Origin of the sequence: Ruegeria sp. HKCCA5839, from assembly GCF_013035585.1 — a bacterium.
Lineage (GTDB): Bacteria > Pseudomonadota > Alphaproteobacteria > Rhodobacterales > Rhodobacteraceae > Ruegeria.
The window spans coordinates 683,423-708,306 of record NZ_WQIE01000002.1 but is presented as its reverse complement, the minus strand read 5'-3'; the positions used below and the strand labels follow the sequence as shown (position 1 = coordinate 708,306).

General features: G+C 53.9%; 21 protein-coding genes, 1 tRNA gene and 1 pseudogene. 9 read left to right on the top strand and 14 right to left on the bottom strand.

Translation table 11 applies throughout. The features are described 5' to 3' along the window. Positions 1-349: 349 nt before the first annotated feature. The gene (locus GOV38_RS09010; protein WP_171208904.1) at positions 350-1,444 is read right to left on the bottom strand and encodes an AraC family transcriptional regulator; all 1,095 of its coding nucleotides are present in this window, start codon (positions 1,442-1,444) and stop codon (positions 350-352) included. Positions 1,445-2,145: 701 nt separating this feature from the next. On the opposite strand from GOV38_RS09010, the gene GOV38_RS09005 reads away from it, so the two are divergent. Next, a complete protein-coding gene (locus GOV38_RS09005) occupies positions 2,146-3,540 on the top strand; it encodes a pyridoxal-dependent decarboxylase (protein ID WP_171208905.1) in 1,395 nt (464 codons plus the stop codon). Positions 3,541-3,591: 51 nt separating this feature from the next. Here the strand turns inward: GOV38_RS09005 and GOV38_RS09000 are convergent, their stop codons facing one another. Then, on the bottom strand, positions 3,592-4,002 hold the full coding sequence (locus GOV38_RS09000) for a PaaI family thioesterase (RefSeq protein WP_170335427.1): 411 nt from the start codon (positions 4,000-4,002) through the stop codon (positions 3,592-3,594). A gap of 489 nt (positions 4,003-4,491) precedes the next feature. On the opposite strand from GOV38_RS09000, the gene GOV38_RS08995 reads away from it, so the two are divergent. The 5 genes and pseudogenes from GOV38_RS08995 to GOV38_RS08975 all read left to right on the top strand — a co-directional run bounded on the left by GOV38_RS08995 (position 4,492) and on the right by GOV38_RS08975 (position 11,542). Continuing rightward, complete coding sequence (locus GOV38_RS08995; RefSeq protein WP_171208906.1) at positions 4,492-6,195, top strand: alkaline phosphatase family protein; 1,704 nt, start codon at positions 4,492-4,494, stop codon at positions 6,193-6,195. 302 nt (positions 6,196-6,497) lie between these two features. Next, entirely contained in the window at positions 6,498-7,346 is an 849-nt protein-coding gene (locus GOV38_RS08990; RefSeq protein ID WP_171208907.1) for a hypothetical protein, read from the top strand. A 171-nt stretch (positions 7,347-7,517) separates the two neighbouring features. Then, positions 7,518-9,425: pseudogene (locus tag GOV38_RS22285) on the top strand (DUF3604 domain-containing protein). A 12-nt stretch (positions 9,426-9,437) separates the two neighbouring features. Beyond that, complete coding sequence (locus GOV38_RS08980; protein WP_217352075.1) at positions 9,438-10,529, top strand: DUF1214 domain-containing protein; 1,092 nt, start codon at positions 9,438-9,440, stop codon at positions 10,527-10,529. A 14-nt stretch (positions 10,530-10,543) separates the two neighbouring features. Then, positions 10,544-11,542, top strand: coding sequence for a DUF1214 domain-containing protein (locus tag GOV38_RS08975; RefSeq protein WP_171208908.1), 999 nt, complete (start codon positions 10,544-10,546; stop codon positions 11,540-11,542). A 783-nt stretch (positions 11,543-12,325) separates the two neighbouring features. Here the strand turns inward: GOV38_RS08975 and GOV38_RS08970 are convergent. The 8 genes from GOV38_RS08970 to GOV38_RS08935 all read right to left on the bottom strand — a co-directional run bounded on the left by GOV38_RS08970 (position 12,326) and on the right by GOV38_RS08935 (position 18,392). Beyond that, positions 12,326-13,069 carry an outer membrane beta-barrel protein gene (locus tag GOV38_RS08970; RefSeq protein WP_171208909.1) on the bottom strand — a complete coding sequence of 248 codons (744 nt, stop codon included), beginning with the start codon at positions 13,067-13,069 and terminating at the stop codon, positions 12,326-12,328. Between the two features lie 323 nt (positions 13,070-13,392). After that, positions 13,393-14,940 (bottom strand): amidohydrolase family protein, encoded by a 1,548-nt coding sequence (locus tag GOV38_RS08965; protein WP_171208910.1) that lies wholly within the window; start codon positions 14,938-14,940, stop codon positions 13,393-13,395. Between the two features lie 235 nt (positions 14,941-15,175). Then, positions 15,176-15,661, bottom strand: coding sequence for a DUF3124 domain-containing protein (locus tag GOV38_RS08960; RefSeq protein WP_171208911.1), 486 nt, complete (start codon positions 15,659-15,661; stop codon positions 15,176-15,178). Positions 15,662-15,838: 177 nt separating this feature from the next. Next, positions 15,839-16,273, bottom strand: coding sequence for an NUDIX domain-containing protein (locus GOV38_RS08955; RefSeq protein ID WP_171208912.1), 435 nt, complete (start codon positions 16,271-16,273; stop codon positions 15,839-15,841). A gap of 232 nt (positions 16,274-16,505) precedes the next feature. Beyond that, on the bottom strand, positions 16,506-16,715 hold the full coding sequence (locus GOV38_RS08950) for a hypothetical protein (protein WP_171208913.1): 210 nt from the start codon (positions 16,713-16,715) through the stop codon (positions 16,506-16,508). A gap of 790 nt (positions 16,716-17,505) precedes the next feature. Further along, positions 17,506-17,582: transfer RNA gene (locus GOV38_RS08945), tRNA-Arg, on the bottom strand. Positions 17,583-17,603: 21 nt separating this feature from the next. Next, on the bottom strand, positions 17,604-18,080 hold the full coding sequence (locus tag GOV38_RS08940; RefSeq protein WP_171208914.1) for a GNAT family N-acetyltransferase: 477 nt from the start codon (positions 18,078-18,080) through the stop codon (positions 17,604-17,606). Next, the gene (locus GOV38_RS08935; protein WP_171101126.1) at positions 18,081-18,392 is read right to left on the bottom strand and encodes an ETC complex I subunit; all 312 of its coding nucleotides are present in this window, start codon (positions 18,390-18,392) and stop codon (positions 18,081-18,083) included. Positions 18,393-18,659: 267 nt separating this feature from the next. Between GOV38_RS08935 and uvrB the strand changes: the two genes are divergently transcribed. Beyond that, on the top strand, positions 18,660-20,846 hold the full coding sequence (uvrB, locus tag GOV38_RS08930) for an excinuclease ABC subunit UvrB (RefSeq protein ID WP_171212986.1): 2,187 nt from the start codon (positions 18,660-18,662) through the stop codon (positions 20,844-20,846). A gap of 640 nt (positions 20,847-21,486) precedes the next feature. Here uvrB and GOV38_RS08925 read toward each other — a convergent pair. Beyond that, positions 21,487-21,777 carry a hypothetical protein gene (locus GOV38_RS08925; protein WP_171208916.1) on the bottom strand — a complete coding sequence of 97 codons (291 nt, stop codon included), beginning with the start codon at positions 21,775-21,777 and terminating at the stop codon, positions 21,487-21,489. Between the two features lie 223 nt (positions 21,778-22,000). Between GOV38_RS08925 and GOV38_RS08920 the strand changes: the two genes are divergently transcribed. After that, positions 22,001-22,708, top strand: a complete 708-nt coding sequence (locus tag GOV38_RS08920; protein ID WP_171208917.1) for an ORF6N domain-containing protein — start codon at positions 22,001-22,003, stop codon at positions 22,706-22,708. 6 nt (positions 22,709-22,714) lie between these two features. On the opposite strand, the gene GOV38_RS08915 is transcribed toward GOV38_RS08920, so the two are convergent. The 3 genes from GOV38_RS08915 to GOV38_RS08905 all read right to left on the bottom strand — a co-directional run bounded on the left by GOV38_RS08915 (position 22,715) and on the right by GOV38_RS08905 (position 24,034). After that, positions 22,715-23,155 carry an excalibur calcium-binding domain-containing protein gene (locus tag GOV38_RS08915; RefSeq protein ID WP_254430547.1) on the bottom strand — a complete coding sequence of 147 codons (441 nt, stop codon included), beginning with the start codon at positions 23,153-23,155 and terminating at the stop codon, positions 22,715-22,717. A gap of 80 nt (positions 23,156-23,235) precedes the next feature. Next, the gene (locus GOV38_RS08910; RefSeq protein ID WP_171101116.1) at positions 23,236-23,643 is read right to left on the bottom strand and encodes a universal stress protein; all 408 of its coding nucleotides are present in this window, start codon (positions 23,641-23,643) and stop codon (positions 23,236-23,238) included. A gap of 73 nt (positions 23,644-23,716) precedes the next feature. Beyond that, positions 23,717-24,034 carry an antibiotic biosynthesis monooxygenase gene (locus GOV38_RS08905; protein WP_171101114.1) on the bottom strand — a complete coding sequence of 106 codons (318 nt, stop codon included), beginning with the start codon at positions 24,032-24,034 and terminating at the stop codon, positions 23,717-23,719. 13 nt (positions 24,035-24,047) lie between these two features. Here GOV38_RS08905 and GOV38_RS08900 point away from each other — a divergent pair, with 13 nt between their 5' ends. Continuing rightward, on the top strand, positions 24,048-24,848 hold the full coding sequence (locus GOV38_RS08900; protein WP_254430548.1) for a hypothetical protein: 801 nt from the start codon (positions 24,048-24,050) through the stop codon (positions 24,846-24,848). The last annotated feature ends 36 nt before the right edge of the window (positions 24,849-24,884 follow it).

Below are 24,884 nucleotides of genomic sequence, written 5' to 3'. Positions count from 1 at the left end.
ATCTCCGAAAAGAGAGTAACCATTTCCCCTTAGCGACCCTTCAAGCCAGCAAACAACACAACGCCGATTAACTATGCGGTATCAGCTTGAACTTTTTGACTCACGTGCCTGACGTCTCAAGTTCGCTGTCACAGAGTGCCACTAACCGAACCAAGGATCGTCGTCGCTGCGGCAATGAACCGAGCCGACCATGCTACCTCCGCGACGACGCTCTGAGATGCGGGCGCGGTCACAATACCCCGCGGCATTGTGGATATTGAGAACCAGCGGAAAGTCAGCGGGTGCGAATTGCGGTGAGACTTAGCGCAAATGGCGCTCGCTGGACGTTTTATTCGGAGGCTCTAGCGCACTAAATTGCACGATGGTTAGATGTGTGTGCTACGTCGAAGGTCCCACTCGTTCTTGCCAACGCGCCCAGGTTCTCAAAGAAGCCTTTGTTTGGTTTGATTGAGCTTTCTCTGGTCAGAGTTGGATGCAGGTGGGTCGAATTACGACTAGCATCTACGTTGTCCGGTTCGATGTATTCGGAGCCCAAGATATCGCCCGGTTTACAGTTGTACCGGCGCCGGAAACTTCGAACAAAGCTTGACGTGTCGAGATAGCCCAAACGAGTTGCGACAGATGTGACCGCCCCTCGTGTTGGCTGACTACTGGCAAGCGTGTCACGTGCGTATTCCAGGCGGAGGTTGGCCAAATAGGCCTGCAATCCGCCATCTGCGCGAAACAGGCGATACAGCGTCGATCGCGACATTCCTACAGCGGCGCACATCTCGTCAACGTTCAAAGGCAGCGAGAGCGATCGCGAGAAAATGTATTGTTCTGCGCGAATACGCTTGGCTCTTTCGGTATGCAGGTCTTCCGAATTGATTTCCTCGCGATCCGTAATCGCGGCGACGAGCAGAGACGCGAACAGGTTGATCGCTGAAGCATTGCCTGTTTCCGGTTTGTGCGAAATTTCGTTCGCCAGATGTAGGAAATTGGCGATCATCAACCGTCCGACTGGTGTACTATTGTCAAAATGCGTCATCGGTCGCAGAGGATGGCGCGTGACTTGAAGGGCCGATTTCCTGAGGGCAAGATACGTGACCTTAGAGCGGTCGCAGTAGCAATATCGGGTCGCAGACAAGTCCATTACAGTGAGAGAGCCAGGTGCCACCCGGGTGGTTTCTCCGTTCACTTTTGCGACCGTGTGCCCCTCATTCTGGTAACGGATCACGACGCAATCGAACTCGTGATTATTGCCTACGAGTTCCGCCGGAGACATGGCCAATTGGCAGAACACGGCGTCTTCCAACTGACGAGACGACACGCTGAGTTCCAGATTCCGACGAGAAACCAAGGGTCTTCCCACGCGCCAAAAGTCCGCCATGAAATCGTCCCACGCATCCCGACGCGCCTTTTCCGGGAGCATCGAGATATTCAGGTCTGGTTCGAGGCCATTCATCTTCGAACTCGTTTCCGCATCGGTTGAGCTAACATACTTGTTCGCATCATACTATCTTAAGGTTGAGCCGATCAACGTGGACTCATTCTAAAATTTACTTCGTAGAGCATCTCCGCCAAAACCTCCAACTTTCAAGCAATGAGGCGAAGGATTGCTAAAAGTTGTCGGGTCTTGTCTGGTTCCTATGCTTCGACACTGCTTTTTCTACTAGCGGAAGATCCGTTTTGACAGTGTCTTACCAAAAAATACGGTGCCCTACGAATTTCCGGTTTCGCAGGCCGCACGATAGCAATTCCGAGCATTTTCCCGCAACTCGAGATTTGAATTCGCTCGCGGCGAAATGATGGTTTGGGATTCACCTAGGTTTGTCATGATGAAGGACTGCTATAGGGGATTTCGCCGCAGCGCAGAAAGCAATCCGCTGCGGGAGCGAGGATTTTCTGCGTCAGCATTCGCCGTGCTGTCAAAAGGCAGCAAAGTCCGCATAGCGGTCGTTCACGCCTGGTGTAGCGAACGGCTTCTTCGAGCCCATTTGCCCGATGCTGTGCTTTGCACATTTTGAAGCGATGTGTCGAAAGCCGTCTTTGTTTCACATCTGGATAGAAACCTTGGAATGATAGCCCCGTGAATACCGCATGTTTCGGGTCGAAGTGCCAATTCAGTGTGGGTAGTTTCACACTGAACAATCACAGGATTTCCCGATGCACGGACGCGACGCACTCTTCCCGGATTTTGATCAGTTAACGGATGCGGAAAACGCGTTGATTGAACGTTTGAGCCAGGCACGCCGCAACTATGCCAGTCGCAACGCCACCTCGGCTGAGTTGACGCCTGACTGGTTGGAAGAGCTGCAGTCCAAACGGTTTGACCAAGCAGAAGACCTTGAACCGCTGATGGACTGGGTGATTGATGCGCTCGACACTGGCAGCGTGCAGATGACGCATCCGGGGTATCTCGGCATGTTCAATCCGGCACCTACGTTTGCCGCAGAATGTGCGGATCGGATTGCATCAGCCTTCAATCCGCAAATCTGTGTGTATTCTCATGCGCCTGCTGCTGTCGAAATCGAACAACATGTCATCAATGAACTGGCCCGGCGCGCCGGGCTTCCCAAGGGGGCCGGGGGGCATTTCACCAGTGGTGGGGCCGAGGCCAATTCGACGGCTGTTTTATGTGCCTTGCAGGCCAAATGCCCGGAGTACAGCGACAAGGGCATCTATGCGTTCGGTGGTCAGCCGACGATTTACGTCTCGAAGGAAAGCCACCTTGCATGGTTGAAGATGGCGCATTCAGCGGGCATTGGACGTGACGCCGTTCGATTGATCGCGACCGACGGTCAAGGGCAGATGGACGCGGGTTGTCTGGCGGCCGCCATTGATGAGGATCTGAAAAGCGGATGCGTCCCGGTCCTGATCGTGGCCACGGCTGGCACTACGAATGCCGGGATGATCGACCCACTCAAGGATTGCAGCACTCTGGCGCAAGAACATGACATGTGGTTTCACGTCGATGCGGCCTGGGGTGGCGCGATGATTGCCAGCACGGCAGGACGGTCGGTGTTGAATGGCATTGAACAGGCGGATTCAATCACGATTGACGCCCATAAATGGTTCGCCACCACGATGGGGGCTGGCATGTTCCTGACCTCACGCCCCGACATACCGGCCCAAGTTTTCCGGATTTCGGCCAGCTACATGCCGGAAAGCGAGGCGGCCAAGGATTTCTATGTGAATTCCAACCAGTGGTCGCGCCGCTTCGTGGGGTTGCGCCTGTTCCTCGCCCTTGGTGCTGCCGGATGGGACGGCTACGGAGACCATGTTGAACGCTCAATTCGCCTGACCAACCGGTTCACGGAAAACCTTAGAAAGGCAGGTTGGACGGAGGCAAACCGGTCTCTCATGGGGGTGAGTTGCATGGTTCCGCCGGAAGGGAACGACGCTGTACAACGTTATGTCGATGCAGTTCATGAAGATGGCCGGTTCTGGATTTCCAAGGCGGTGTTCGAGGGAAAACCGGTTTTGCGGGCCTGCGTTACCAATGGACGCACGGATGAAGCGACCATTGATCAGTTGACGGCTTTCCTGACGACACTTTGAGGCAAGGAAATGCGCGCCCGCCGCAAGTACCGCGGGCACCTATCCAATTGGTCAACCGGCGCGCAGATGCGTAGTTGTCATGTCGATCAACAGCCGCCCCGTGTCGCCGCGAACATCGGTGCGAATGACAATGAGCTTGCCGCCGCGTTTGACCGTTGTGGAGGTTGCAATCAAATCGCCCGCCTTTTCGTTACCCGACAAGACCGTATGAAGATCAACGGCGAGCGGGAAACCCGACCCGTCTTCACCAATGCTGTCCAGGTCGCCGATGGCACACAAGGTTGCTGCGATATCGGCAAACCAGATCAGGGCGCCAGCGTGCATCGTCCCAAACGGATTCTTTGCGGCTTCGGTTACCGGCATTCTGGCAACCACGCGTTCCGGCTCGCGGCTTTCGATGGTAAAGCCGATTTCGCCCTTCCACTTGTTCTCAGCCAGTTTTTGTCTGATGTTCGTTTCCATACTCTCAACTTTCAGTGGCAAGAGCATGCTCGCATCTGAAAAACCTGAATTCGACCCAGAACTTGCGCATTTGGCCTTACCGGGGCGTGGTGATGAAAAGCGCTGCAACCGGACATTCGAGCCACTGCCGTGAAGGTCCGGAAGGTCCGCGAAGCAGACATTGAACAAAGTAGCGACGAATGACCGTTTTGCGGACAGAGCTGCCTGATGCTGGCGCAGCGAAAATTGTCTTATTTGCTCGACGATATCGCCGAACTACTTCTTTCAGCGTAACAGAGTTTACCGAGAGCGGACGCTCACAGCCGCCAAAAAGCTTGAAATCCAATCCTGTCATTCGCCGCGCCTTTGCCCATTGTTAAAATCGCGGGCACGGACAACGAAGATGGTACTGTGCGGGCGCCGTCTGGAGTTTCGTAGTCTCGACCGAAATGTTGCACTTTAGGACGATGACGTGGCACCATCCGCACGATCGTAGTGAAGAGAGATCCCATGAGAATTTCATTGATGGCCAGCGCGGTACTGTGCCTTACCGCTGTTAACCCTGTTAACGCCGAGGATGCTCCACGTCTTGTTTTGCAGCTGACTGTTGATGCACTTCGAGGTGATTTGCCGACCAAGTACTTGGACAATCTTGGCGAAGGTGGCCTTAGGCATCTGCTGGAAACTGGGGTGCACTACGTCGATGCGCATCACTGCCACGCCAATACGGAGACCGTTGTAGGACATGCCACTTTGGCGACGGGCGCGACGCCAGCGGTTCACGGAATGATCGGCAATGTCTGGTTTGATAGATCGTTGGACCGCGTTGTGTACAACGTAGAGGACGACACTGCGCCACTGCTTGATGAAGCCGCAGGCGTGAATGAAGACATTGAAATCGATCCGACACAAGCTGCAGCGGGAACAGATGGTAGATCACCCCGCGCGATGTTGGTTACGACAATCTCTGATGAATTAAGCGCATCTACAGCCGGAGCGGCAAAAGTCTTTGGCGTTTCGATCAAGGACCGCGGCGCAATCACAATGGCTGGGCAAAGTGGCAAGGCTTTTTGGTTCTCAAAATCTGCGAACCGCTTTGTCACCAGCTCTTACTACTACGATGCCTATCCCGACTGGGTCACGGCTTGGAACGACCAGGCACCGACTGCATTCTATCAAGGCGCGACTTGGGAGCTGATGCACCCTCGGGAAGCATATATCTTTGGCGATCGAGATGACCAACCTTGGGAAACAGATGTCGCTGGGTTCGGGATCACATTTCCTCACTACTACAGCGTGTCTCAGATCAGTTTCGATCCGCTTGACAACCCGTATTTCACAACTTTCCTTACGCTCAGCCCAGCCGGTGATGAGTTGACAGCGCAGTTTGCCAAACATTTGATTGATGCGGAAGCAATCGGTAAGGACGACGTTACAGACTACTTGGCCATCAGTTTTTCGTCGGTCGATTACGTCAACCATGTCTTCGGGCCGTCCAGTCTTGAAGCCGAGGACACGATTTTCAGGTTGGATCAAACGCTTTCGGACCTTCTAGCGTTTATCGACGAACGTATTGGGTTGGAGAATGTTTTGATCGTTCTGTCTGCGGATCACGGAACGACGGATGCACCCGGCTATTTGGAAAGCGTTGGCATTCAAACAGGCCTCGTGGCTCCGGATACTTGGGACCCAACCGAACAAATTACGCGTTTGAAACAGCGTTTTGAGATCACTGGTCCGTTGCTGGCGGGATACGCCCATCCCTATCTCAATATTGATCCCGAGGTTCTGGCGCGCCCCGACATTGATTTGAACGCTCTTGAGGCTGCCATTGCCGAGGAATTATTGTCTTTTCCGGATGTGGCCTTCGCCATCCCGGCTACTGCCATCGAAGCGAACCGACTGCCCGATACTGAAATCATGAAATTGATCAGAAACAACCATAACCCCGCGCGTTCTGGCAATATCTACGTTGTTTTCAAACCTGGCTGGTTTATTGCAGATTTTGATGGCCTTTCAGTGACCTCGACACATGGTTCGCCTTGGAGAGGCGACACCCATGTGCCCATCTTGTTTTCCGGCCCAGGCATTGAGCCGCAACGCGTCGCGCGCCGAGTGTGCACAACATCCATAGCATCTACTCTGTCCGCCTTGCTGAGCACAGCGCGCCCAAATGGCGCAAGCGGCGAAGTGCTTCAAGAAGTCGTGCGTTAGAGAACTAGAATTTTTGCATTGATTGGTGCCATTGCGTTTACGCATGGAGACCTCTGAGTCAGCATTTTCGGTGCCTCGCCGCATAAAGCTCAGAATAGACGAAATCATTGGTTGGTGGGCAATGTCTGCTTATCGTGCTCGGTCGAAACTCAACGGCTGTATCGTAGAACGGCTGCTTCGAGCCCGTATGAGACCTCAAAATGCCTGCGCAATGTCTTTCGTTAGTGTTTGGTATACAGGATAGCCATCTCTGGTTACGCTGAACATTATGTTGACGGTATTGATTGCGGAGAGTTGGGAGCTTGGGAACAGACGCAACAGATTTCTACGAGGGTTTTTCCGAGCCACTTTTTTCTTTCCCGGTGCTGGTTCTACTTATTTTGATCTTACTACCAGTAGCAGCATTCTTGGGCTTCCGCTTTGGAGTGCTGGAGCACGGGAGATTGGGGTACGACAAAGTTCCTGCGGACAAAATCCCGGGCGGTACATCTCTAGGCGCGATGTTGGCACTATTGGGGCTTTTGCTTGGTTTCGCATTCAGTTCGTCGATCAACTGGCGTGAGGCACGAAAATCGGCACTCATTGAGGAAGCGGCTGATATCGGATCCGCGTTCTTGAGCGCCGATCTGTTGGCGACTGAAGCACGCGATCAACTGCAACCAGTTATTTTGGCGTATGCGGAAACAAGAATTGCTGGCCCGCAAGACATAAAGACGAAGCAGTCATTCGACGCTTTTCTAGTGCGCACACGCGAGGCGCAAGCGCAAATCTGGCCAGCTACGTTGCAGGCTTTGTCAAAAGAGGAGTCAGAGCCGATAAAAGCGCTTGTCGCACGCAGCGTGATGAACATGTTCGACGCTCATACGCGTCGCATTGCGGCAGCGGGAGAGCACATTCCGAAACCAGCAATGATTATGATCGTTGCTGCCGCAATCGTCGCCATTGCGATTGTCGGCAACAGATCGGCCTTGCAAGGACGCCCGTTGACGTGGCGCACGTTTACCTTCGCAGGTGTTCTTTCAATCGTGATACTTGTGATTTTTGACCTCGCCCGCTCACTAGAAGGCAGTATGCGCGAAAACTACGATCCAATGCTTGAGGTGATTTACGACATGGATGTCGCGCTGGCGCAGAGAAACGGGGGCACCTAGACGCCTATCTTTACGAAACACTCAGATATCACCCACGAGCTTGAAACGAACGGATACATGGGCGACCTGCTCAAGCGTAACCAGCCATAATTGTCATAAATCAAAGCGGTGAAGAAAAAGGCTCCGTTAAATTAGAACCTGATTGGAGATCTGATACAGGGGTACAACGCGATGAAAAAGGCGTTTCTAAGGGGAGTTGGTCTGACGTTTATATTTGCCGGTGCGACATTTGCCCAAGGCTATTCCGGTGAACTTGCCATCAATCCTGAAGATGTCCGACTTGGCCAGCGAGGCTATTCGCCTTTCGTCGATCAGTCTTTTCCCAACAGAGTGTTCTGGGGCGACACCCACCTGCATACGTCATATTCGACCGATGCTGGCATGGTCGGAAATGCGCTTGGGCCGGATGAAGCCTTCCGTTTTGCGCGAGGTGAAAAGGTCAGAGCATCCGTTGGCGAATATGCGCAACTTGTGCGCCCTCTTGATTTTCTGGTTGTCGCTGACCATGCCGAGAACCTCGGTCTCGCGCCGATGATTGCAGAGTCAAACCCCCAGCTTTTGGCCAACTCATGGGGCCGACAGGTGCACGAGCTTGTCAAAGCCGGCAACTCGGTTGCAGCTTACGTTCAATGGGGTGAGTCAATGATGGCCAACGCCGATCCACTCGATGATGATGATCTGACCCGCACCTTCTACAACCGGATTGTGGACATCGCTGAACGGTACAATCAGCCTGGCGTCTTCACCTCGCTTCACGGGTTTGAATGGACATCTGTCACCAACGCCAACAACCTGCACCGCGTTGTCATGTTCCGGGATGATGCGGACAAGGTCGCCGATGTTGTCCCATTCTCCAACTATGACAGCTCCGATCCGGAAGACCTCTGGGACTGGATGGACGCCTATGAGACGCGAACTGGCGGCAAGGTGATGGCCTTCGCGCATAACGGCAACCTCTCGAACGGTTTGATGTTCAACGACGTGCGGGAGAACGGCGAGCCCATCGACGCGGAATATGCCGAGCGTCGGATGCGGTGGGAGCCGCTCTACGAGGTTACGCAAATCAAGGGCGATGGGGAGACCCATCCAATGCTTTCGCCGAACGACGAGTTCGCTGACTACGGCACGTGGGATCGGGGTAACTTTGGGACTGAACTCAAGACACCCGAGATGCTGCCTCGCGAGTACGCGCGCTCAGCTTTGGCGCGGGGGCTCGCCTATGAATAAGGCATCGGGGTCAACCCATTCAAGTTTGGCATGATTGGCGCAACTGACAGCCACACATCATTGGCCACGGCGCGTGAGGACAATTTCTTCGGAAAGGCTTCTCCAGGTGAGCCAGGTACCGGCGAAGAACGTTATCTTGAAAACATCATTCAGCCCGACTTCCTCGGCGATGAAATAGCCGTAAGACACTACGAGGTGATTTCCTCCGGCCTCGCCGCAGCTTGGGCGCGTGAAAATACACGCGAAGCGATCTGGGACGCATTTAAGCGCAAGGAAGTCTACGCCACGACGGGTCCGCGGATGACCGTTCGTGTCTTTGCTGGATGGGACTTTGAACCCGAAGAGGTTCATCGCCCGGACTTCGCCGTGGAAGGCTATGCGCGCGGTGTGCCGATGGGGGCTGACCTCTTCACGGGACCAGAGGGTACTGCGCCCAGCTTCATGGTCCGTGCGTTGCGTGATCCCGACGGCGCGAACCTTGACCGTATCCAGATTGTCAAAGGCTGGGTCGATGCAGACGGCGCACCTCAGACCAAGGTTTTCGACGCCAACTGGGCGGGAGACCGTGCGCCGGATGCAGAAGGCAAACTGCCACCGGTTGGCAACACCGTGAATGGTGCGGACTACACCAACGCGATCGGGTCTGCCGCACTTGCTGCGCACTGGGTGGACCCGGAGTTCGATCCGGCGCAACGCGCTTACTACTATGTCCGCGTTCTCGAAATCCCCACCCCCACATGGCTGGCTCACGACGAGGCGTATTACGGTGACCTCAACCTTCCGGACGATGCTGTCATGGTCCATCAGGAGCGCGCTTACACGTCTCCCATTTGGTACACCCCAGGTCAGTAGGGTCAGTTTGGTATGAGAAAAACATCATTGGTTCGTTTGGCTAAGGCCGCCTCGCTGGCGCCCTTCATGGTGCTAAGTGGTCTGTTGTTTACGGCACAAACGGCGTGGGCTCAGGCTTTGGATGATACGCTTGATGCGCTCTTGGACAGTCGTGAAATCCCGATCACGGCAGACAACTTTGTTCGGGCTGCGAATGATCTTGAGCTGCGAAAATACGTGGAGCTTGCGGGTGGGATAAACCGTTTCTTTCACTTCCGCGAGCCGACACCGGTGGAAAACCAGCCAACAATCCGGATGAACCGCGACACGCTCTACAGTACAGCGGTCGTTGACATCAGTGAGGGTGCGACACTCAACCTTCCCGATGTCGGTGATCGCTACATGACGGCCATGATCGTCAATCAGGATCACTACATCAACGACGTGTTCTTCGGGGGAGGAACCTATACGCTGGACATGGAGACCTTCGATACACCCTATGTGATCGTCTACTTGCGTGTTCTTGTCGATGCCGCCGACGCGGACGACGTGGCAGCCGTCAATATGATACAGGATGCCATGTCTATCGAGGCCAATGCGTCCAATCCCTTTGTTGCGCCGAACTACGATGAGGAAGCGTTTGAAGCCGTGGTCGCACAACTCCTGCCGCTCGGCGCACTAGGCTTTGTACCAGACAGTTCACGCATGTTTGGCACACGTGACAACGTCCACCCGATACGTCACATGCTGGGCACGATTGCCGGTTGGGGCGGACTGCCGGAGACGGAAGCCTTTTACCCTGCATTTTTTCCTGGTCTGCCTGTCGGCGCGTACAAGATCGAAGTGCCTCACGACGTGCCGGTAGACGCTTTCTGGTCGGTCAGTATGTACAATGCCGACGGTTTCTATGAGCCGAATACGTTGGGCGCGTACAGCACCAATTCCGTCACCGGCGCGCAGAATGCTGATGGAAGCATGACCATCCATCTTGGAGACTGCCACGACGGGCGGGTGAATTGCCTGCCCATCACCGAAGGCTGGAACTATGTGGTGCGCCTGTATCGCCCACGTCAGGAGGTCCTAGATGGAAGCTGGACTTTTCCCGCCGCGCAACCTGTGAACTGAGAAGGAAGCCAATGATGTTGAAAAAATTGTTTCCGATTGCGCTGCTGGCCCCATCTCTGGGTGTCGCCGAACCAGTGACGCTGGGCACCTTTGTCCGGGCGGAGACGGATCATATGTTCCGTGCCAACATGGCCGCTTTTGACGTGGGTATTGGGGAATTGATTCACGTTCGCAAACCGACGACCCCTGACAATCAACCAGTTATCCGGATGAACCAGGACACACTCTACTCCGGAATCGTCCTAGACCTGTCCGATCCGGTTGAATTTACTCTGCCTGATCTGGGCGAGCGATACATCTCGATGCATGTGATCAATCAGGATCACTACATGTTCGTAGAAACCGCGCCTGGGACCTACAAGCTGACCGAAGAAAACGTTGGTACCCGTTTCGGCTATGTCACTGTGCGGATCTTCATGGACGCCAACGACCCTGAGGATGTGGCAGAGGCTCATGCCGCTCAGGACAGTCTTATCTTGACTGGAGGTGGAGTGGGTCCGTTCGAGGCACCAGATTGGGATCTGGATGATTTGACACAGGCGCGCATGGCCTTAAGCAACCTTGCCGAGCTCGGATTCAGCAGCTTCTACTCGTTTGGCACCGAAGAAGAGACCAGGCCCATCGATCATTTGGTTGGAACCGCTGCCGGCTGGGGCGGACTACCGAGAACGGCTGCGCTCTATGAAATCGACGGCGTCGATGCAAATGATGGCGAAACACCGCATTCGGTGACGGTAAATGAAGTCCCGGTTAACGCGTTCTGGTCTATTACAATCTACAATGCCGACGGATATCTGGAAGCAAACGATCTCGGTCGAAACAGTCTCAACAACGTTACAGCAGAAGCGAATGCCGACGGTAGCATCACCATCAATTTTGGAGCTTGCGAAGATGGGCGCGTGAATTGCATACCGATCACATCAGGCTGGAACTACACTGTTCGGCTTTATGAACCTCGTGAAGAGATCTTGAACGGGAATTGGTCCTTTCCTGCTATCGAGCCGTCTGAGTAAGAGGGCACTTAAGCTGGTTTTTAGGTGGCTGCTGTGCGCAACGTAGGCACTAACGGAGCCTGCTCTACAACCGCTTGATACCCAAGTGTGCGCTCAAGGCAGGGCAGAATGTAGTGGTGATCCAAATACACGCGCCGTCATGATCTGGGATGACAGACAGCGCGGGCCATAGTCTGGTCATGGGACTGCCCAGACTATCTGGAACGCGTATTTGGGCAAGCGAAGTCAGCCAGATTGGTGTGGCCACTGCTTCAAGACAGTGTTGTCCAAATTGGTAACCAACCACCTTCATAGTTTGCCCCTACCTTCAAAAGCAGGATTGCGAGATCTAATACTCACGCAAACATAGATCGCGCGATAAAAATATTTTTCCCGCGCGTAAAAATACTTGAATTATTGCATATTTGATTCAAGTATTCGAATGCGTGGCAAATTTGTATTACCTCTGTTGCTCATGCATTCGCCAGTGTTGTCTGGTTTGCCTCTTGGTGATGTGGAGTGAGTGGCGTCGCCAAGAGGGCATCATTTGTTTGAATGGCACTCTTTAGAAGAGCTCGAGGTTACGATTGCATAGCAAACTATGGGCCCTGCCGAGCAAATGATTGTATCGTCTACAAAGTGGACATCCAGCGTGATCGAGGGAATAGCTGCTCCTAGCCCAAACAAGAAATGCCTGTATTAAGCTTTCGCGGAAACAGCAATCTTTGCAAATCCATTGTTTCGTGTAGCGCTATCGCATCCGTGTCACGCACGCAGAATTGCATACAGTTCTTCGAGTGCTAATCAAAAGCGGTATGTCACACCGATAACCGGCCCCGACTGACTGAATGTAAAGTCGTTGCCGTTGATCTCGTGATCGAGCGTGATGTAGCGATATCCGCCTCTAATCATCCAGCTTTCGTTTATTGAGTAATCCGCGGTCAACAATACTTGCCAGGTCTCGCTGTCGCTGCTGAATCCGCCATAATCTAAAAACGCCGTGCCGGTCCACCTGTCTGAGAATTTAAACCGAGCACGGGCTCCGACAACAGGGTCAGTCCAGTCTGCGTCCACAGTGGTTGTACGTCCTGGCAACGCTCCGGGTGACAGCGAGAACCGGGTTTCTGTACTAAACCACCTGAAACCTCCTGCAACGTCTAACCGTAAAGTTGGATCTTCATAGATCCGGTAACCAACATATCCGCTCAGAAACTGCGTCTTGAGCGACGTGTCCAGCCCGGAAAATGCGGTGCCAGGCGTGTCATCTCCGAAAGAAAGGTCGGTGTAGTTGTAGTCAGCTAGCAAGCTCCACCGTCCATTTCTGGCTGCAATTGTACCCATAAACGCAAGGTCCAAATTGCTTAGCGCGTCCGAAAAACTGAGCGTCGCATCGATGTTGCCTCGTGGAGTGTCCAGCGACGTTTCGGTTTCTGGCATGAACAGGTATATTGTGGCTTCGAAACTCCAGTCGCTGGAATGCGCTGCCATAGGTGCCGCCAAAAATACCAAGTTTAAGAGTGCGGTTCTCCATGTGGGAAGCCGTTGCATTATACCCTCCAAACAAACATCGACTGCAAGGACATTCGACAGCGAAGGCCCGAACTTGCATTCCAGCATTCTGATGTGAATGAGATCTATAGCATTGATCTGAGTCAATAAGATCCGCGCTCTGTGCAGTACCGAAAGGGCATGTCATTCAGATAGAGTCAAGGTCAGCTTAGTTTTACTGATCTTGGACAGAATAGCTGTTCAAACGTTCCATTGGCTCTTGTTTTGAGGGAAAATCCGCTCGGTACGCGCAGCCACTATTGGTAAATTAGCAAGCCCCGCATAAAACGTCGGATGACCGGTGTGAGCCCAAAGCGGTCACCTTATCTTTCGAGCTTACGGCGGATTGGTTGACCTGAGTCAGCGTCTATTTTGAGTTCACCATCACCAACAACTAACATGCCGTTTACGAGAACGGCTTGCACCCCAACAGCGGGTTGGTTTGCGTTTTCGTAGGTGGCTAGGTCTGATACGGTCGTAGGGTCAAAGACGACAATGTCAGCATCCATTCCAACTTGCAGCCGCCCCTTCCTCCTCATTTGTGGAACGAATTCCTCAAGCGTTTGAGCTGGCATCAAGGACATCTTGCGAATTGCTTCCTTGAGCGACAGCAAACCCCGTTCGCGCACATATGACCGAAGGATTTTGGTGAATGCTCCAGCCGACCGCGGGTGACTGAATACATTTTCGGGAAGTGGCCAATCACTCCCTTCATAGTTCAGAACTGACCCGCTTTCGTCGAAGTAGGACCAAAACACAGCATCCGAGGCGATCATGACTGCTGGGTGGGTAACGGACGCATCCAATAGCGCAAGCGCTTCCGGATCGTTCTCGTCCAGGAAATGCCATGTGACAAAGGTGCCAGGCTCGTTGTCCTGGTAATCGGCGAGTTCTTGTTCTGTCATGCGATCTGAGCCAAGTTGAAAGTTCTGTGCCGTAGAGCTCATGCGTTCTCGCCATCCGTCTCCTGAGAACATCGCGGCTCCTACAACGGTGTTCGCTGCACCATAAGGATAGGCCTCTACCGTGACGTTAATGCCTTGAGCCTGCGCACGTTCAACCAAATCAAGGGTGGCGTGGACGTCTTCCAATGAAGAACTGTTGATATGACAGATATGCATGTGTGCGCCTGTAAGCGCGGCGTTCGCAATCAATTCTTTTATTGCCTCAAAAGACCCCTGAGGTTCCAAATTCGATGCGTACCGCACGTGCGTATACGTGGCCACGCCATAGTCAGCGGCCATATTTGCCAAAGCAAAGTATTCTTTTTGTCCGTATCCAGGCGCGTATCCTGCATTAACGCCTATTCCCAATGCCCCCTCTTTCAATCCTTGCTCTACTAAGTCCAACAACTCCGCCATACGAAGCGGATCAGCGATTTCTGTTTTCCAATCGTCGAACCTCTGCGCATCTTGAAAATAGGATAGTTCGGCAGCAGGCCCTTCACCTGTAAATGCAGCTATTCGGCCAAACGTCCAAGCCGCAGACGCCCCATAGTTCAGTGGCGTCTGTTGCCGTTCCATTTCAGCATACCAATCTGCAATAGGTAGGATACCGGACTCCAACTCCAGAACAGTTGTAACGCCTTGCATCGCCTGCATACGCATGTCGCCCAAGTTCATGCCGTGTGCATGCAAATCGATGAACCCTGGCGCTACAACAAGATCAGTTGCATTGATCTCCAACGAACCTTCTATGGCGAACTCGGAGATTGCGGATATCTCGCCGCCGTTGATCCCGAGATTTCGGATGGCGTCCAATCCTGTCTCAGGATCGATGACCCGCCCGTTCATTATGACTATATCGTAATCCTGCGCCGAGCAGGTCGTGGCAATGGCCACAAAAATTGCAGAAACGAATGTGCGGTACATGACCTGATCCTCCCTGTCCCCAGCGTAAGGCGATGAAGGAACAGATCAATTTAATATTTTGCCTAAGTCTGCTTTGTCTGCTTTCCGCCCTGAGTAGCCCTCTGAGCAAATGCACCAATGTCAGCCTGGAACCCAAAGCTAGATCCAGCCGCAGTGGCAGAGAGCTAGTCACTGGTGCTTAAGTACTAACTTGACGGTCAAGTTGGCTATGTCGAAGCAAGAGTGATAATGGGAGCTACGGTTTTTGTGACAACACCTGACCTCGACTTGTAAACGAGATCCCTTGAGTGCCGCTTCCACCGACCATGATTGCTTCAACGATGGGGGGTAGTACCGGTATTTCTGCCGACCAAGTAACTATGAAGTTCGCACCAATCCCGTCGCCGACACTACCAATAGGTACAAGCGCATTCATCGACCCAAATGGCATCAGTTGGACGGGCTCATTTATGAGAGTTTCCAGAAGCTGCCCCGCTCTGTCATAATATTCGATGCGCTCAACTTTGATCTCTGATTGCAGATTAATGTTGTGCACAACGAGTGTAGACGCGAGCGGTTCGCTGCGCCCCTCCTGCGTAAAAACTCGCGAATAGGAAGGAACATAGATGACTTGAGATGTTACACTCTCCGAAACTTGTGCGAGTGAAAGGCTTGGTACTGTCATCAACGAGACCAAAACCATTGAGAATGACCAGAAATATCTGCGGGAGAAAGACTTCATGTAGGCGAATGCTCCGTTTCTTCTGTCGTCAAAATGAGCATACGGATGACAAGATTCGGCGCAAGAATATGTCCGCTTTGTCCGCATAGCAGTCATTCAAGCCGAGTGCTGCGAATAGCTGCTTTGAGCCCAAAGCGGCCCTAATTTGCCCCTCGGAAATAAGCGCCCACCTTTACATTAACGCGTCCAGAATGTCTTAAACGCAGCTTGCAATTCAGGCACCGCATCGTCGCGCGTAAGAAACTTTCTAATTGGCATCATCTCCCAACACTGTCCCTCTTCGCCAAATTCGATTATCGAAACAACGTCCGGAGAAACCATACAAACAAAAAAGGCAACTTCGCGTTTCGGCAGATTAGCAGCTGCTTGGGCGATAAAGGTTGCTTCGTAAACAACTGAGCTCTTCGACAAACATACGCCGAACTCCTCCTGTGTTTCCCGCAACGCGCAATCTAGCGCAGTTTCGCCAGCTTCGCGAACACCCCCAGGTAAGTCCCACTGGTTAGGATTAGGAATGTGATCGAAGTTGTCTCTCAGGTAGGTTACTACCGTGTCATTACAAATGACGGCTATCTTCGCACCTTGCAGATTGGTCGCTTCCGCAACGCTCATTTTAGCTCCGACGAGTGAAATCTCCACTTTACGACTTGAAGTCTTATCGTTGCTTTGACGGTTATTGCAAGGAGTTGGAATGAGAGTGAGTTTGAGTAGGATCAGCCTATCGATCTGCAATCGCAAATATCGTTCCAAAGAAAGTTATGCAATTTGAACTTGTGCGGCGGCAAGTTCCGCAGAGCAAATGTTCAGGTTGCATCCCGGCGCTTTGCAGCAAGGAACGTCAGCTTTATCCGCATAGCGTGTCCAACCCCGGGTAGACCGCGACGTCCTTGTCGATGTCACCAATAGTGATGTGGCCTTTGTCCTCACCTTCGTACTTGACCAATCGTGCAGCCATTTCCGGATGTTGTGCATCTGGTGCGTCGCACTCGAAAACACGCTCTTCCGCGAAGGCGGCAATCGGTAGAAAAATGAGGAAAAGTGGCGAGAATTTCATTTGGAGCTCGGTCCATTGCTTATGTGGCATTTCAGCCGCGCATATTGACCGTTTCGGGCGGGAATTTGTCTAAATTCAGGCGGTTATACGTTGAATTTTTCTGTTACACGGCAGAACGCTTCTCCACTCAGATACCGAGCGGATCGTAGAAATAGAAACAGGCACACTGATGCGCAGAGCGCTTTAGACAAAGCGCCGTCTTTGGCTGTCTCAACTCGATGAATGCGACACCTAAAACACGGAAATCAAAACGCTCGCAGCTCCTGCGAAACCGGCAAATGCCGCCACGCTTGCTAAGGTAATACAAATTATTTCCACTGCCGTGAGTTTCATTTCGAACCTCGCCTATGCCTCGCGACCGAAATAGATCAACATGCACGTATCGCAAAGTGAGCTAAAACTAACGTAGCGGAAAGTTGCTGCGCATACGGCGTGTATTCGCTCAAACCTCTGACTGAGCGATTCCTCCCCGGTCGTTGAGATACGAATTGAACCTTGACCTGTGGCACATGCGCATCATCACTCGTTCCGCCAATGAGAAAAGGGCGTACTCGCATCGAGTACGCCCCAGTGACAGGGAGGACAGTGAAAAAAACTCGCGCTCGCAACACAACATGAGCGCTAACTCTTTAACTGCATCCAATTTGAACGAGTTTGCGCATGCGTTCAGTGAAGCGGATTACATAGCGCTGACTTTTTTGACGAACGGAAAAATTCGCCAATTTGTGGCTTACCACGATACCACCCGAGCAAGAACCTGCGACGCAATACTGTAACCCGCTGTTTTTGATGGCGATCCCTGAAGGACTCGAACCCTCAACCTGCTGATTAGAAGTCAGCTGCTCTATCCAGTTGAGCTAAGGGACCGCTGCGCCCTTCTTGCGGTTTTTACGATCCGGGTTCAAGAGCCAAGCGCATGAAGGCGCTGTTTGGGTCTGGGGCATAGCCATAGATCGGGTCACAATAGGAATATCCCAAGGCTGCGTACAGCTTACGCGCAGCGTCGTATTCGGGCAGATGCGCCGCCCCGGTTTCTAAAACCAGTGCTGAAAGGCCTTCTCGCTGCGCAAGATCAGCCAAGTGGGTCATCATGATCCGGGCCAGCCCACGCCCCCGCGCCGCTGCGATCACATGTACGGATTTCACCTCGGCCGTTCCATCTGGCAGGGTTTTCAACGCGCCGCACCCCAAAGCTGTATTGCCCTCATAAAGCGCCCAAAAACGGATACCCGGCTCGCGCAAAGCTTCTACATCCAAGGTGTGATTGGATGTCTGCGGTGTTGCGTCCCAGCTATGGGCCAGATGGGCCTGGATGATGGGGCGAAGATCCTCGGATCCCGGATCAGCTTCGCGAATGTCGATCACTTAGTGCGTCCAAGGGTTGCGGCGGTCCGTTGCGAAATTCTCACCATACCCGCGCGGGCGCAGGTTCGGTTTGCGCTTATGCGGCTCGCTGACCTGCACCTCGATACCATTGTCCTTAGCGTAATCCAGCGCCTCTTCTTTGGTCTCGAATTTCAGGCGCACCTGAGTCTGAGTATCGTTGGACGACGTCCACCCCATCAGCGGATCTACCTCGCGCGAGGATGCAGGGGCATATTCCAGAACCCACTTGCGGGTCTTGGCCATCCCCGAGGTCATCGCGTTTCGCGAAGGCTGGTAAATCCGTGCGCGCATGTCGCCTCTCCGTACTCACTTGGCTGACCTGTTTATGCGTCAGCGGAAGCCTCGGGACAAGATGTCAATTGTCACAACTGGTCACGAGCGCTGATGTCAAAAACTGTCATGAGCTGCGCGTATCAAGGGCGTAGAATTTCGAAACATCGACCAAGATAGTCATTCATGCACACAGTCTCAGATCCCGGAAACAGACCTGAAATCCGATCCGCCCTTGCAGCCGGACAAAATAAGAACAAATGTAAGGGCCTGACTCGGAGCCCAACCATGCCCTATGCCCATTCCGACAAAACCCAACTGACCGCCGAAGACGTGCGTGCCCGCCTGAAACTGGAAGGCGGCAAGCAGTTCGTCATGCAGACCGAATTCAACCCTGCAGGTGATCAGCCGTCAGCGATCAAGGAACTGACGGGCGGTGTTCTGGCTGGCGAGCGCGATCAGGTTCTGCTGGGGGCGACGGGTACCGGCAAGACCTTTACCATGGCCAAGGTGATCGAAGAAACTCAGCGCCCGGCGATCATCCTGGCCCCCAACAAGACGCTGGCGGCACAGCTTTACGGAGAGTTCAAGGGCTTTTTCCCCGACAATTCCGTCGAGTATTTCGTCTCGTATTATGACTATTACCAGCCCGAAGCCTATGTGCCGCGCAGCGATACCTATATCGAGAAAGAATCCCAGATCAACGAACAGATCGACAGGATGCGCCACTCGGCCACACGGGCTCTGTTAGAGAGGGACGATGTGATCATCGTAGCCTCGGTCTCATGCATCTACGGCATCGGCTCGGTCGAAACCTATGGGGCGATGACGCAGGACCTGAAGGTGGGCAAAGACTATGACCAACGGCAAGTGATGGCCGATCTGGTCGCCCAGCAATACCGCCGCAACGATCAGGCGTTTCAGCGCGGCTCGTTCCGGGTACGCGGGGACAGCTTGGAAATCTGGCCTGCCCACCTTGAGGACCGCGCCTGGAAGCTGTCTTTCTTTGGTGAGGAACTGGAACAGATCACCGAGTTTGACCCCCTGACAGGGGAAAAGACCGACACGATGGAGCATATCCGTGTCTATGCCAATTCCCACTACGTGACGCCCAAACCCACGATGCAGCAGGCGATCTTCGGGATCAAAAAGGAACTGCGGATCCGGCTGGATCAACTGGTGGGCGAAGGCAAACTGCTGGAAGCGCAGCGACTTGAACAGCGCACCAATTTCGACCTTGAGATGCTTGAGGCCACCGGCGTTTGCAACGGGATCGAAAACTATTCGCGCTATCTGACCGGCCGCGCGCCGGGCGAGCCACCCCCGACCCTGTTCGAGTTCATACCAGACAACGCCATTGTCTTTGCCGATGAAAGCCATGTCAGCGTGCCGCAGATCGGTGGCATGTACCGGGGCGACTATCGCCGCAAATTCACCCTGGCCGAACACGGGTTCCGCCTGCCCTCCTGCATGGACAACCGCCCGCTGAAGTTCGAGGAATGGGACGCCATGCGACCGCAATCCGTCTTTGTCTCGGCCACCCCGGCTGCGTGGGAGCTGGACCAGTCAGGCGGCGTCTTCACCGAACAGGTGATCCGCCCCACCGGGCTTTTGGACCCCGAGGTTGAAATCCGCCCTGTCAGCATGCAGGTCGATGACCTGCTGGACGAGGTCCGCAAAGTGGCCGCCGATGGTTTCCGCACGCTGGTCACAACTCTGACCAAACGGATGGCCGAGGATCTGACCGAATACCTGCACGAACAGGGCATCAAGGTGCGCTACATGCATTCCGATATCGACACGATCGAACGCATCGAAATCCTGCGCGACCTGCGTTTGGGCGCGTTTGACGTGCTGGTCGGCATCAACCTGCTGCGAGAGGGCCTCGATATCCCCGAATGCGGGCTGGTCGCCATTCTGGATGCGGACAAAGAGGGGTTCCTGCGATCCGAGACCTCACTGATCCAGACCATCGGCCGCGCCGCGCGCAACGCCGAGGGCCGGGTGATCATGTATGCCGACAAGATCACCGGCAGCATGGAGCGCGCTTTGGGGGAAACCAACCGCCGCCGCGCCAAACAGATCGCCTATAACGAAGAACACGGCATCACGCCCGAGACAGTAAAGAAGAATGTCGAAGACGTACTGGCCGGGCTTTACGAAGGCGATGTCGACATGAACCGCGTCACCGCGACCATCGACAAACCGATGCACGGCGCGAATTTGGAAGCGCATCTGGACGGCCTGCGCGAGCAAATGCGCAAAGCCGCAGAGAACCTGGAATTCGAAGAGGCCGCCAACATCCGCGACGAGATCAAACGTTTGGAAGCGGTCGATCTGGCCGTCGCCGACGACCCCATGGCGCGCCAATGGGCGGTCGAGAAGGCCTCAGAGGACGCGGTGAAATCGCGCGGACGGTCAACGGCTGGCAGGCCGGGGCAGCGGGGCGGGAATGTGAAAAGGCGGAAGCGGTAGACTGACAACGGCTTAATTCAAAGATGCTGCGCTCGATGTCATTTGATTCAGTCGCCTTGCCTAACTGGATTCTGTAGCTAGTTTCAGGCTATGCGAGCCGTTCTGTTATTAATGATCCTTAGCACCCCCGCCTACGCGTGGGATGTAACCGTTGGTCAAATTTGCACCCTCTCACACGAGTCCGAAGCGTCAACAATATTTCTTACCTACGATCCGTCAGAACCGCTTTATTCAATCACCGTGACCCAAACGAACTCCGTTTGGACACAGACGCCATGGTTCGCGATGCGTTTCGAGGGCTCGTCACCGATCGAGATTGCTACATCCCGCCACGTTCTTTCGGATGGCGCAACCTCTTTGACGGTTACGAATACGGGTTTCGGAAACGTGCTTAATGGGTTGGAATACAACCAAAAAGCTTACGCATTCACGCAGGATCAGGTGACCAAATTCTCGCTGGTCGGCGCTGCGGAACCGGTGAGGGTTTTCCGCGAATGCGCGGGAGCTCAGCTGTCCTAAGTCAGTTGAGATTCCTAGAATCCAGATAGATTTCGACGAACGCTTTTCATTTCGTTTGGAATTAATCTCAGACGCTAGAAACGCTGTGACCCGAGCGAGTTTTTCTCGCTCGGGTACGTGTTCATCCCTTATCCCAATGCGCAATCACATCGAATCCGACTGGTGACGGCGGGCCTTCCATGAACTCGGCGAAATAGCCCCATAGTTCGGCCACTTTGGGCGCGTTTGCATTCGATGTTGCTTCGCTCTCGACCACCGAGATCACATAGCCAGAGCCATCTTCGTTCATAACATTGGTGAAACTATGTATCCCGGGCATGCCCATAATCTCGGATTTCAGTTCATTCATTTTTGCCGTCGCCGCCTCACGCGAACCAGGCTTCATTTTGTATTGAGTAATCCGTGCAAACATAACTTTCCTCCCTCGTCTGGCGAAATTGCCCTAGGGCGCTGCCGGAACGGCTTCGCCTCGTGAAAGTTAGCACGGCAGCATTAAATCTCGTATTGATACTTGAAGATTCAGCGTTTTTTCAACCTTATGCCTGAACCAATTTTGGGCACCGACACTTCAAGGTTGCAGCCCAGCGCCCTCTCCGCCACGTTTGACATCACAATTTGTGATTCCAAACGCTGCCATGACGAACCCCAACACCCTGCCCAGCACGCATGAGGTCCAAAGCGCCATTCATAAGGTGCGCGGTACCCGTGTGGTTTTGGCCGAGGATCTGGCGCTGTTCTACGGAAAGTCCGTCAGCGCCTTCAATCAGGCCGTATCGCGCAACAAGGACCTGTTCGAGGGTTACCGCTTTCAACTGACCGATGCTGAGGTCGCCGGTTTGCAATCACAGAATGTGATTTCAAAACCGAAAGGTCGCGGTGGGCGGAGGGTTAACCCGTGGGTCTATACGGATTACGGCGTGGCCATCGCCTCAGCCCTGTTCAAAGACCCGCGCGCCATCAAGATCACACGGATGATCACCGAAGCCTTTGTCGACGGCGCAAACGCGCTGGCTGAAACCCCGCGCAGCGTGCCGGAAATTCTACCGCCCGAGGGAGCTCCCGCGCCGCTGCTGCCAAATGGTGAACAACTGCGCATGCTGGCCGAAAACATCCTCGATTCCGGCCAGCAGAGCCTTGTCGATTATATCGCCAACCCAACCACCAAGCGGAAGCAAGCGGTGGCGGTGATCATGAAGACACTGGCCGAAACAGCAGGGGAAGAAGTGCGCACCCAACAGGAGCGTCTGCGCCTGAGCATCGCCGAACGATTGGCGACCGGAGATTATGTCGATGATGCGGATCGCAGGGGCCTGTTAGACTTGCTGAACGCGATGAAGGCCTAACCCTCGTTATTTCTCCGGGGTGATGAATTTAGCGCTGCCAACAGATCGGGGAGCTGGAGCTTGTGTGCTCACCGGCTTCAGGACTTCGGCGGTCAGAGGAACCTGAGCGTGAAAGACCGACGGGCATGAGACACCGTCGCCATCGGGATCATATTTCTTGTGATACCCGGGCTCACCCTCGCGGAAATGCCCAAATCCAATAGCGGCAACAGCATCGCATCCGGCCATGGCGACCAGATGGATAATCGCCTCATGTCGTTCGAAACTGGTGGCGCGTGGATAGATCGCCAACACAAGCATGGCCGTGGTCAGCGGAAGCGCCACGATCATCAGAAGGATACGCAAGGGCGACAATGCCTTCCTGCGCAGCCTTTCCGCCTTGGCATGCCGCCGTTTGGCGGCTGGCCCAAGTTTTCGTGATGTCTTTGGTTCCGGGGCCGCTGTCATGACCCAACCGGTACAGCCCGGATGTGGCAACTCTAAGGCACAGCTTGCGAAACCACTGCCTTGGCGTCTAAGCGACTGTGTCAGCGCACCACATGAACCGCACATTTCGCGTGCCGGACAACATGCGCTGCAGTTGAGCCAAGCAAAAGGTCCTGCATACCCGGCCGGTGCGAGGCCATGATAATCAGGTCGGGCTTATTGGCTTCGACCCAGTCCAGAATGGTCCGCCCGGAATGCCCTTCAACCACTTCGCCTTTTGCATTCGGCAACTGCGCCGCCAGCGTGTCCAGTTCGACCTTTACCGCCTTGCGCGCTTCGGTCAGATATTCCGAGGGCACATAGGTGATCGCATAGTCAGGAATATGTTCGACAACATGCAAAAGCGTGACCTTCGCATCCGGTGTGGCCAGAACCTGCGCCAGCTTCAAAGGGCCTGACGTGTCGCGTTCGGCGTCGAATGAAATCGGAACGAGGATATTGTGATACATGGGCTGCGCCTCCTTCATTGCGCCGCCACGATGCATCTTTTGCCGAATTTCAGCTTTGATTCAGGTCAGAAAGTCAAAAGGTTTCGGCCACATCGTACATGACCGGTTCAAAGCTTTTGCACAGCTCGTTGATCTTCCGGTTCCGCTCGCGCATCTCGGGTGTCCTGAGCATCGCAAGGAAATCGTCACGATTGACCCATTGGGAATAGTTCGCGATACGCGTTTGGGCATCATTCACATGCAGCCCAGCGGATATGAAACCGGGTTGTTTCGAGATGAAGGACGCATAAGCATCGGTCAACGCCTCGAGCAAATCCTGGCAGGTGCCGGGCGTCATCTCGAAGGTTGTGATCACTGTCTGACAGCTGGCGTCTTTTGAGATTTTGGGCATCTGGATCCTCCTCTTGGCTGATCTCAGCCTAGCACAGCTTTGCAAACAACGATGTGTTTCCGACGGAAATATCGCATCGCAATGGAAATTTCTCGAAATCGAAACCTTTACTAACGATGCGTTAACCATGCTTGGTGATGCTGCACGAATGTGTCGTTTTGTGTCTCTTCTATTAGTATGTCTAGCGCTATGCGGTCCCGCCTGGTCAGGCGCCTGGCTGCGCGAGAAAGGAACAGCATTTACAGCGTTTTCAGCTACGGCATTTAAGGAAGACCACGGCATCTACTCCTACAAGACCAGTTTCTACTCGGAATGGGGTCTGCGGCCAAAACTGACCATAGGTTTGGATGCAGAAGAGAGGCACGACTATTATGGACACGCGCTGGTTTTCGCCCGCTTTCCCCTGGCGGATTTCAACGCGAAAGGCCGTCTGGCTGGCGAGATCGGCGTTGGCGCCCACCATGAGGGGCTGCGCGCGTGGGCCTTGTACAAAGCAACGCTGTCCTACGGAAAAGGCTTTGACTCAGCTTTTGGGAACGGTTGGATCGCAATCGATTCAGCGCTTGAATACCGTCACCATTTAGATCTGTTCCGTAAACTGGATTTCACCGTCGGGCTGTCCTCGAAACGTCGGTTCGACCCGCTCTTGCAGATCGAAACCACATATATTTCGGGGCAACCTCTTTATTGGGCTGCGAGACCTTCGCTGATGTACCGCCCAAAGTCGGGGAAGCAGACCTGGATTATTGGCATCGAAGCAAACGCAGTTCAAAATCGGCCAGGACTGAAATTCGCTCTATGGCAAACCTACTGAAAGGCTGGCCATTCTGTAAGGCGGCCAACCTCAACT

Coding starts and splice junctions, on each gene's coding strand:
- GOV38_RS09010 (WP_171208904.1), bottom strand. CDS start 1,444: ATGAATGGCCTCGAACCAGACCTGAATATCTCGATGCTCCCGGAAAAG.
- GOV38_RS09005 (WP_171208905.1), top strand. CDS start 2,146: ATGCACGGACGCGACGCACTCTTCCCGGATTTTGATCAGTTAACGGAT.
- GOV38_RS09000 (WP_170335427.1), bottom strand. CDS start 4,002: ATGGAAACGAACATCAGACAAAAACTGGCTGAGAACAAGTGGAAGGGC.
- GOV38_RS08995 (WP_171208906.1), top strand. CDS start 4,492: ATGAGAATTTCATTGATGGCCAGCGCGGTACTGTGCCTTACCGCTGTT.
- GOV38_RS08980 (WP_217352075.1), top strand. CDS start 9,438: ATGAGAAAAACATCATTGGTTCGTTTGGCTAAGGCCGCCTCGCTGGCG.
- GOV38_RS08975 (WP_171208908.1), top strand. CDS start 10,544: ATGTTGAAAAAATTGTTTCCGATTGCGCTGCTGGCCCCATCTCTGGGT.
- GOV38_RS08970 (WP_171208909.1), bottom strand. CDS start 13,069: ATGCAACGGCTTCCCACATGGAGAACCGCACTCTTAAACTTGGTATTT.
- GOV38_RS08965 (WP_171208910.1), bottom strand. CDS start 14,940: ATGTACCGCACATTCGTTTCTGCAATTTTTGTGGCCATTGCCACGACC.
- GOV38_RS08960 (WP_171208911.1), bottom strand. CDS start 15,661: ATGAAGTCTTTCTCCCGCAGATATTTCTGGTCATTCTCAATGGTTTTG.
- GOV38_RS08955 (WP_171208912.1), bottom strand. CDS start 16,273: ATGAGCGTTGCGGAAGCGACCAATCTGCAAGGTGCGAAGATAGCCGTC.
- GOV38_RS08950 (WP_171208913.1), bottom strand. CDS start 16,715: ATGAAATTCTCGCCACTTTTCCTCATTTTTCTACCGATTGCCGCCTTC.
- GOV38_RS08935 (WP_171101126.1), bottom strand. CDS start 18,392: ATGCGCGCACGGATTTACCAGCCTTCGCGAAACGCGATGACCTCGGGG.
- uvrB (WP_171212986.1), top strand. CDS start 18,660: ATGCCCTATGCCCATTCCGACAAAACCCAACTGACCGCCGAAGACGTG.
- GOV38_RS08925 (WP_171208916.1), bottom strand. CDS start 21,777: ATGTTTGCACGGATTACTCAATACAAAATGAAGCCTGGTTCGCGTGAG.
- GOV38_RS08920 (WP_171208917.1), top strand. CDS start 22,001: ATGACGAACCCCAACACCCTGCCCAGCACGCATGAGGTCCAAAGCGCC.
- GOV38_RS08915 (WP_254430547.1), bottom strand. CDS start 23,155: ATGACAGCGGCCCCGGAACCAAAGACATCACGAAAACTTGGGCCAGCC.
- GOV38_RS08910 (WP_171101116.1), bottom strand. CDS start 23,643: ATGTATCACAATATCCTCGTTCCGATTTCATTCGACGCCGAACGCGAC.
- GOV38_RS08905 (WP_171101114.1), bottom strand. CDS start 24,034: ATGCCCAAAATCTCAAAAGACGCCAGCTGTCAGACAGTGATCACAACC.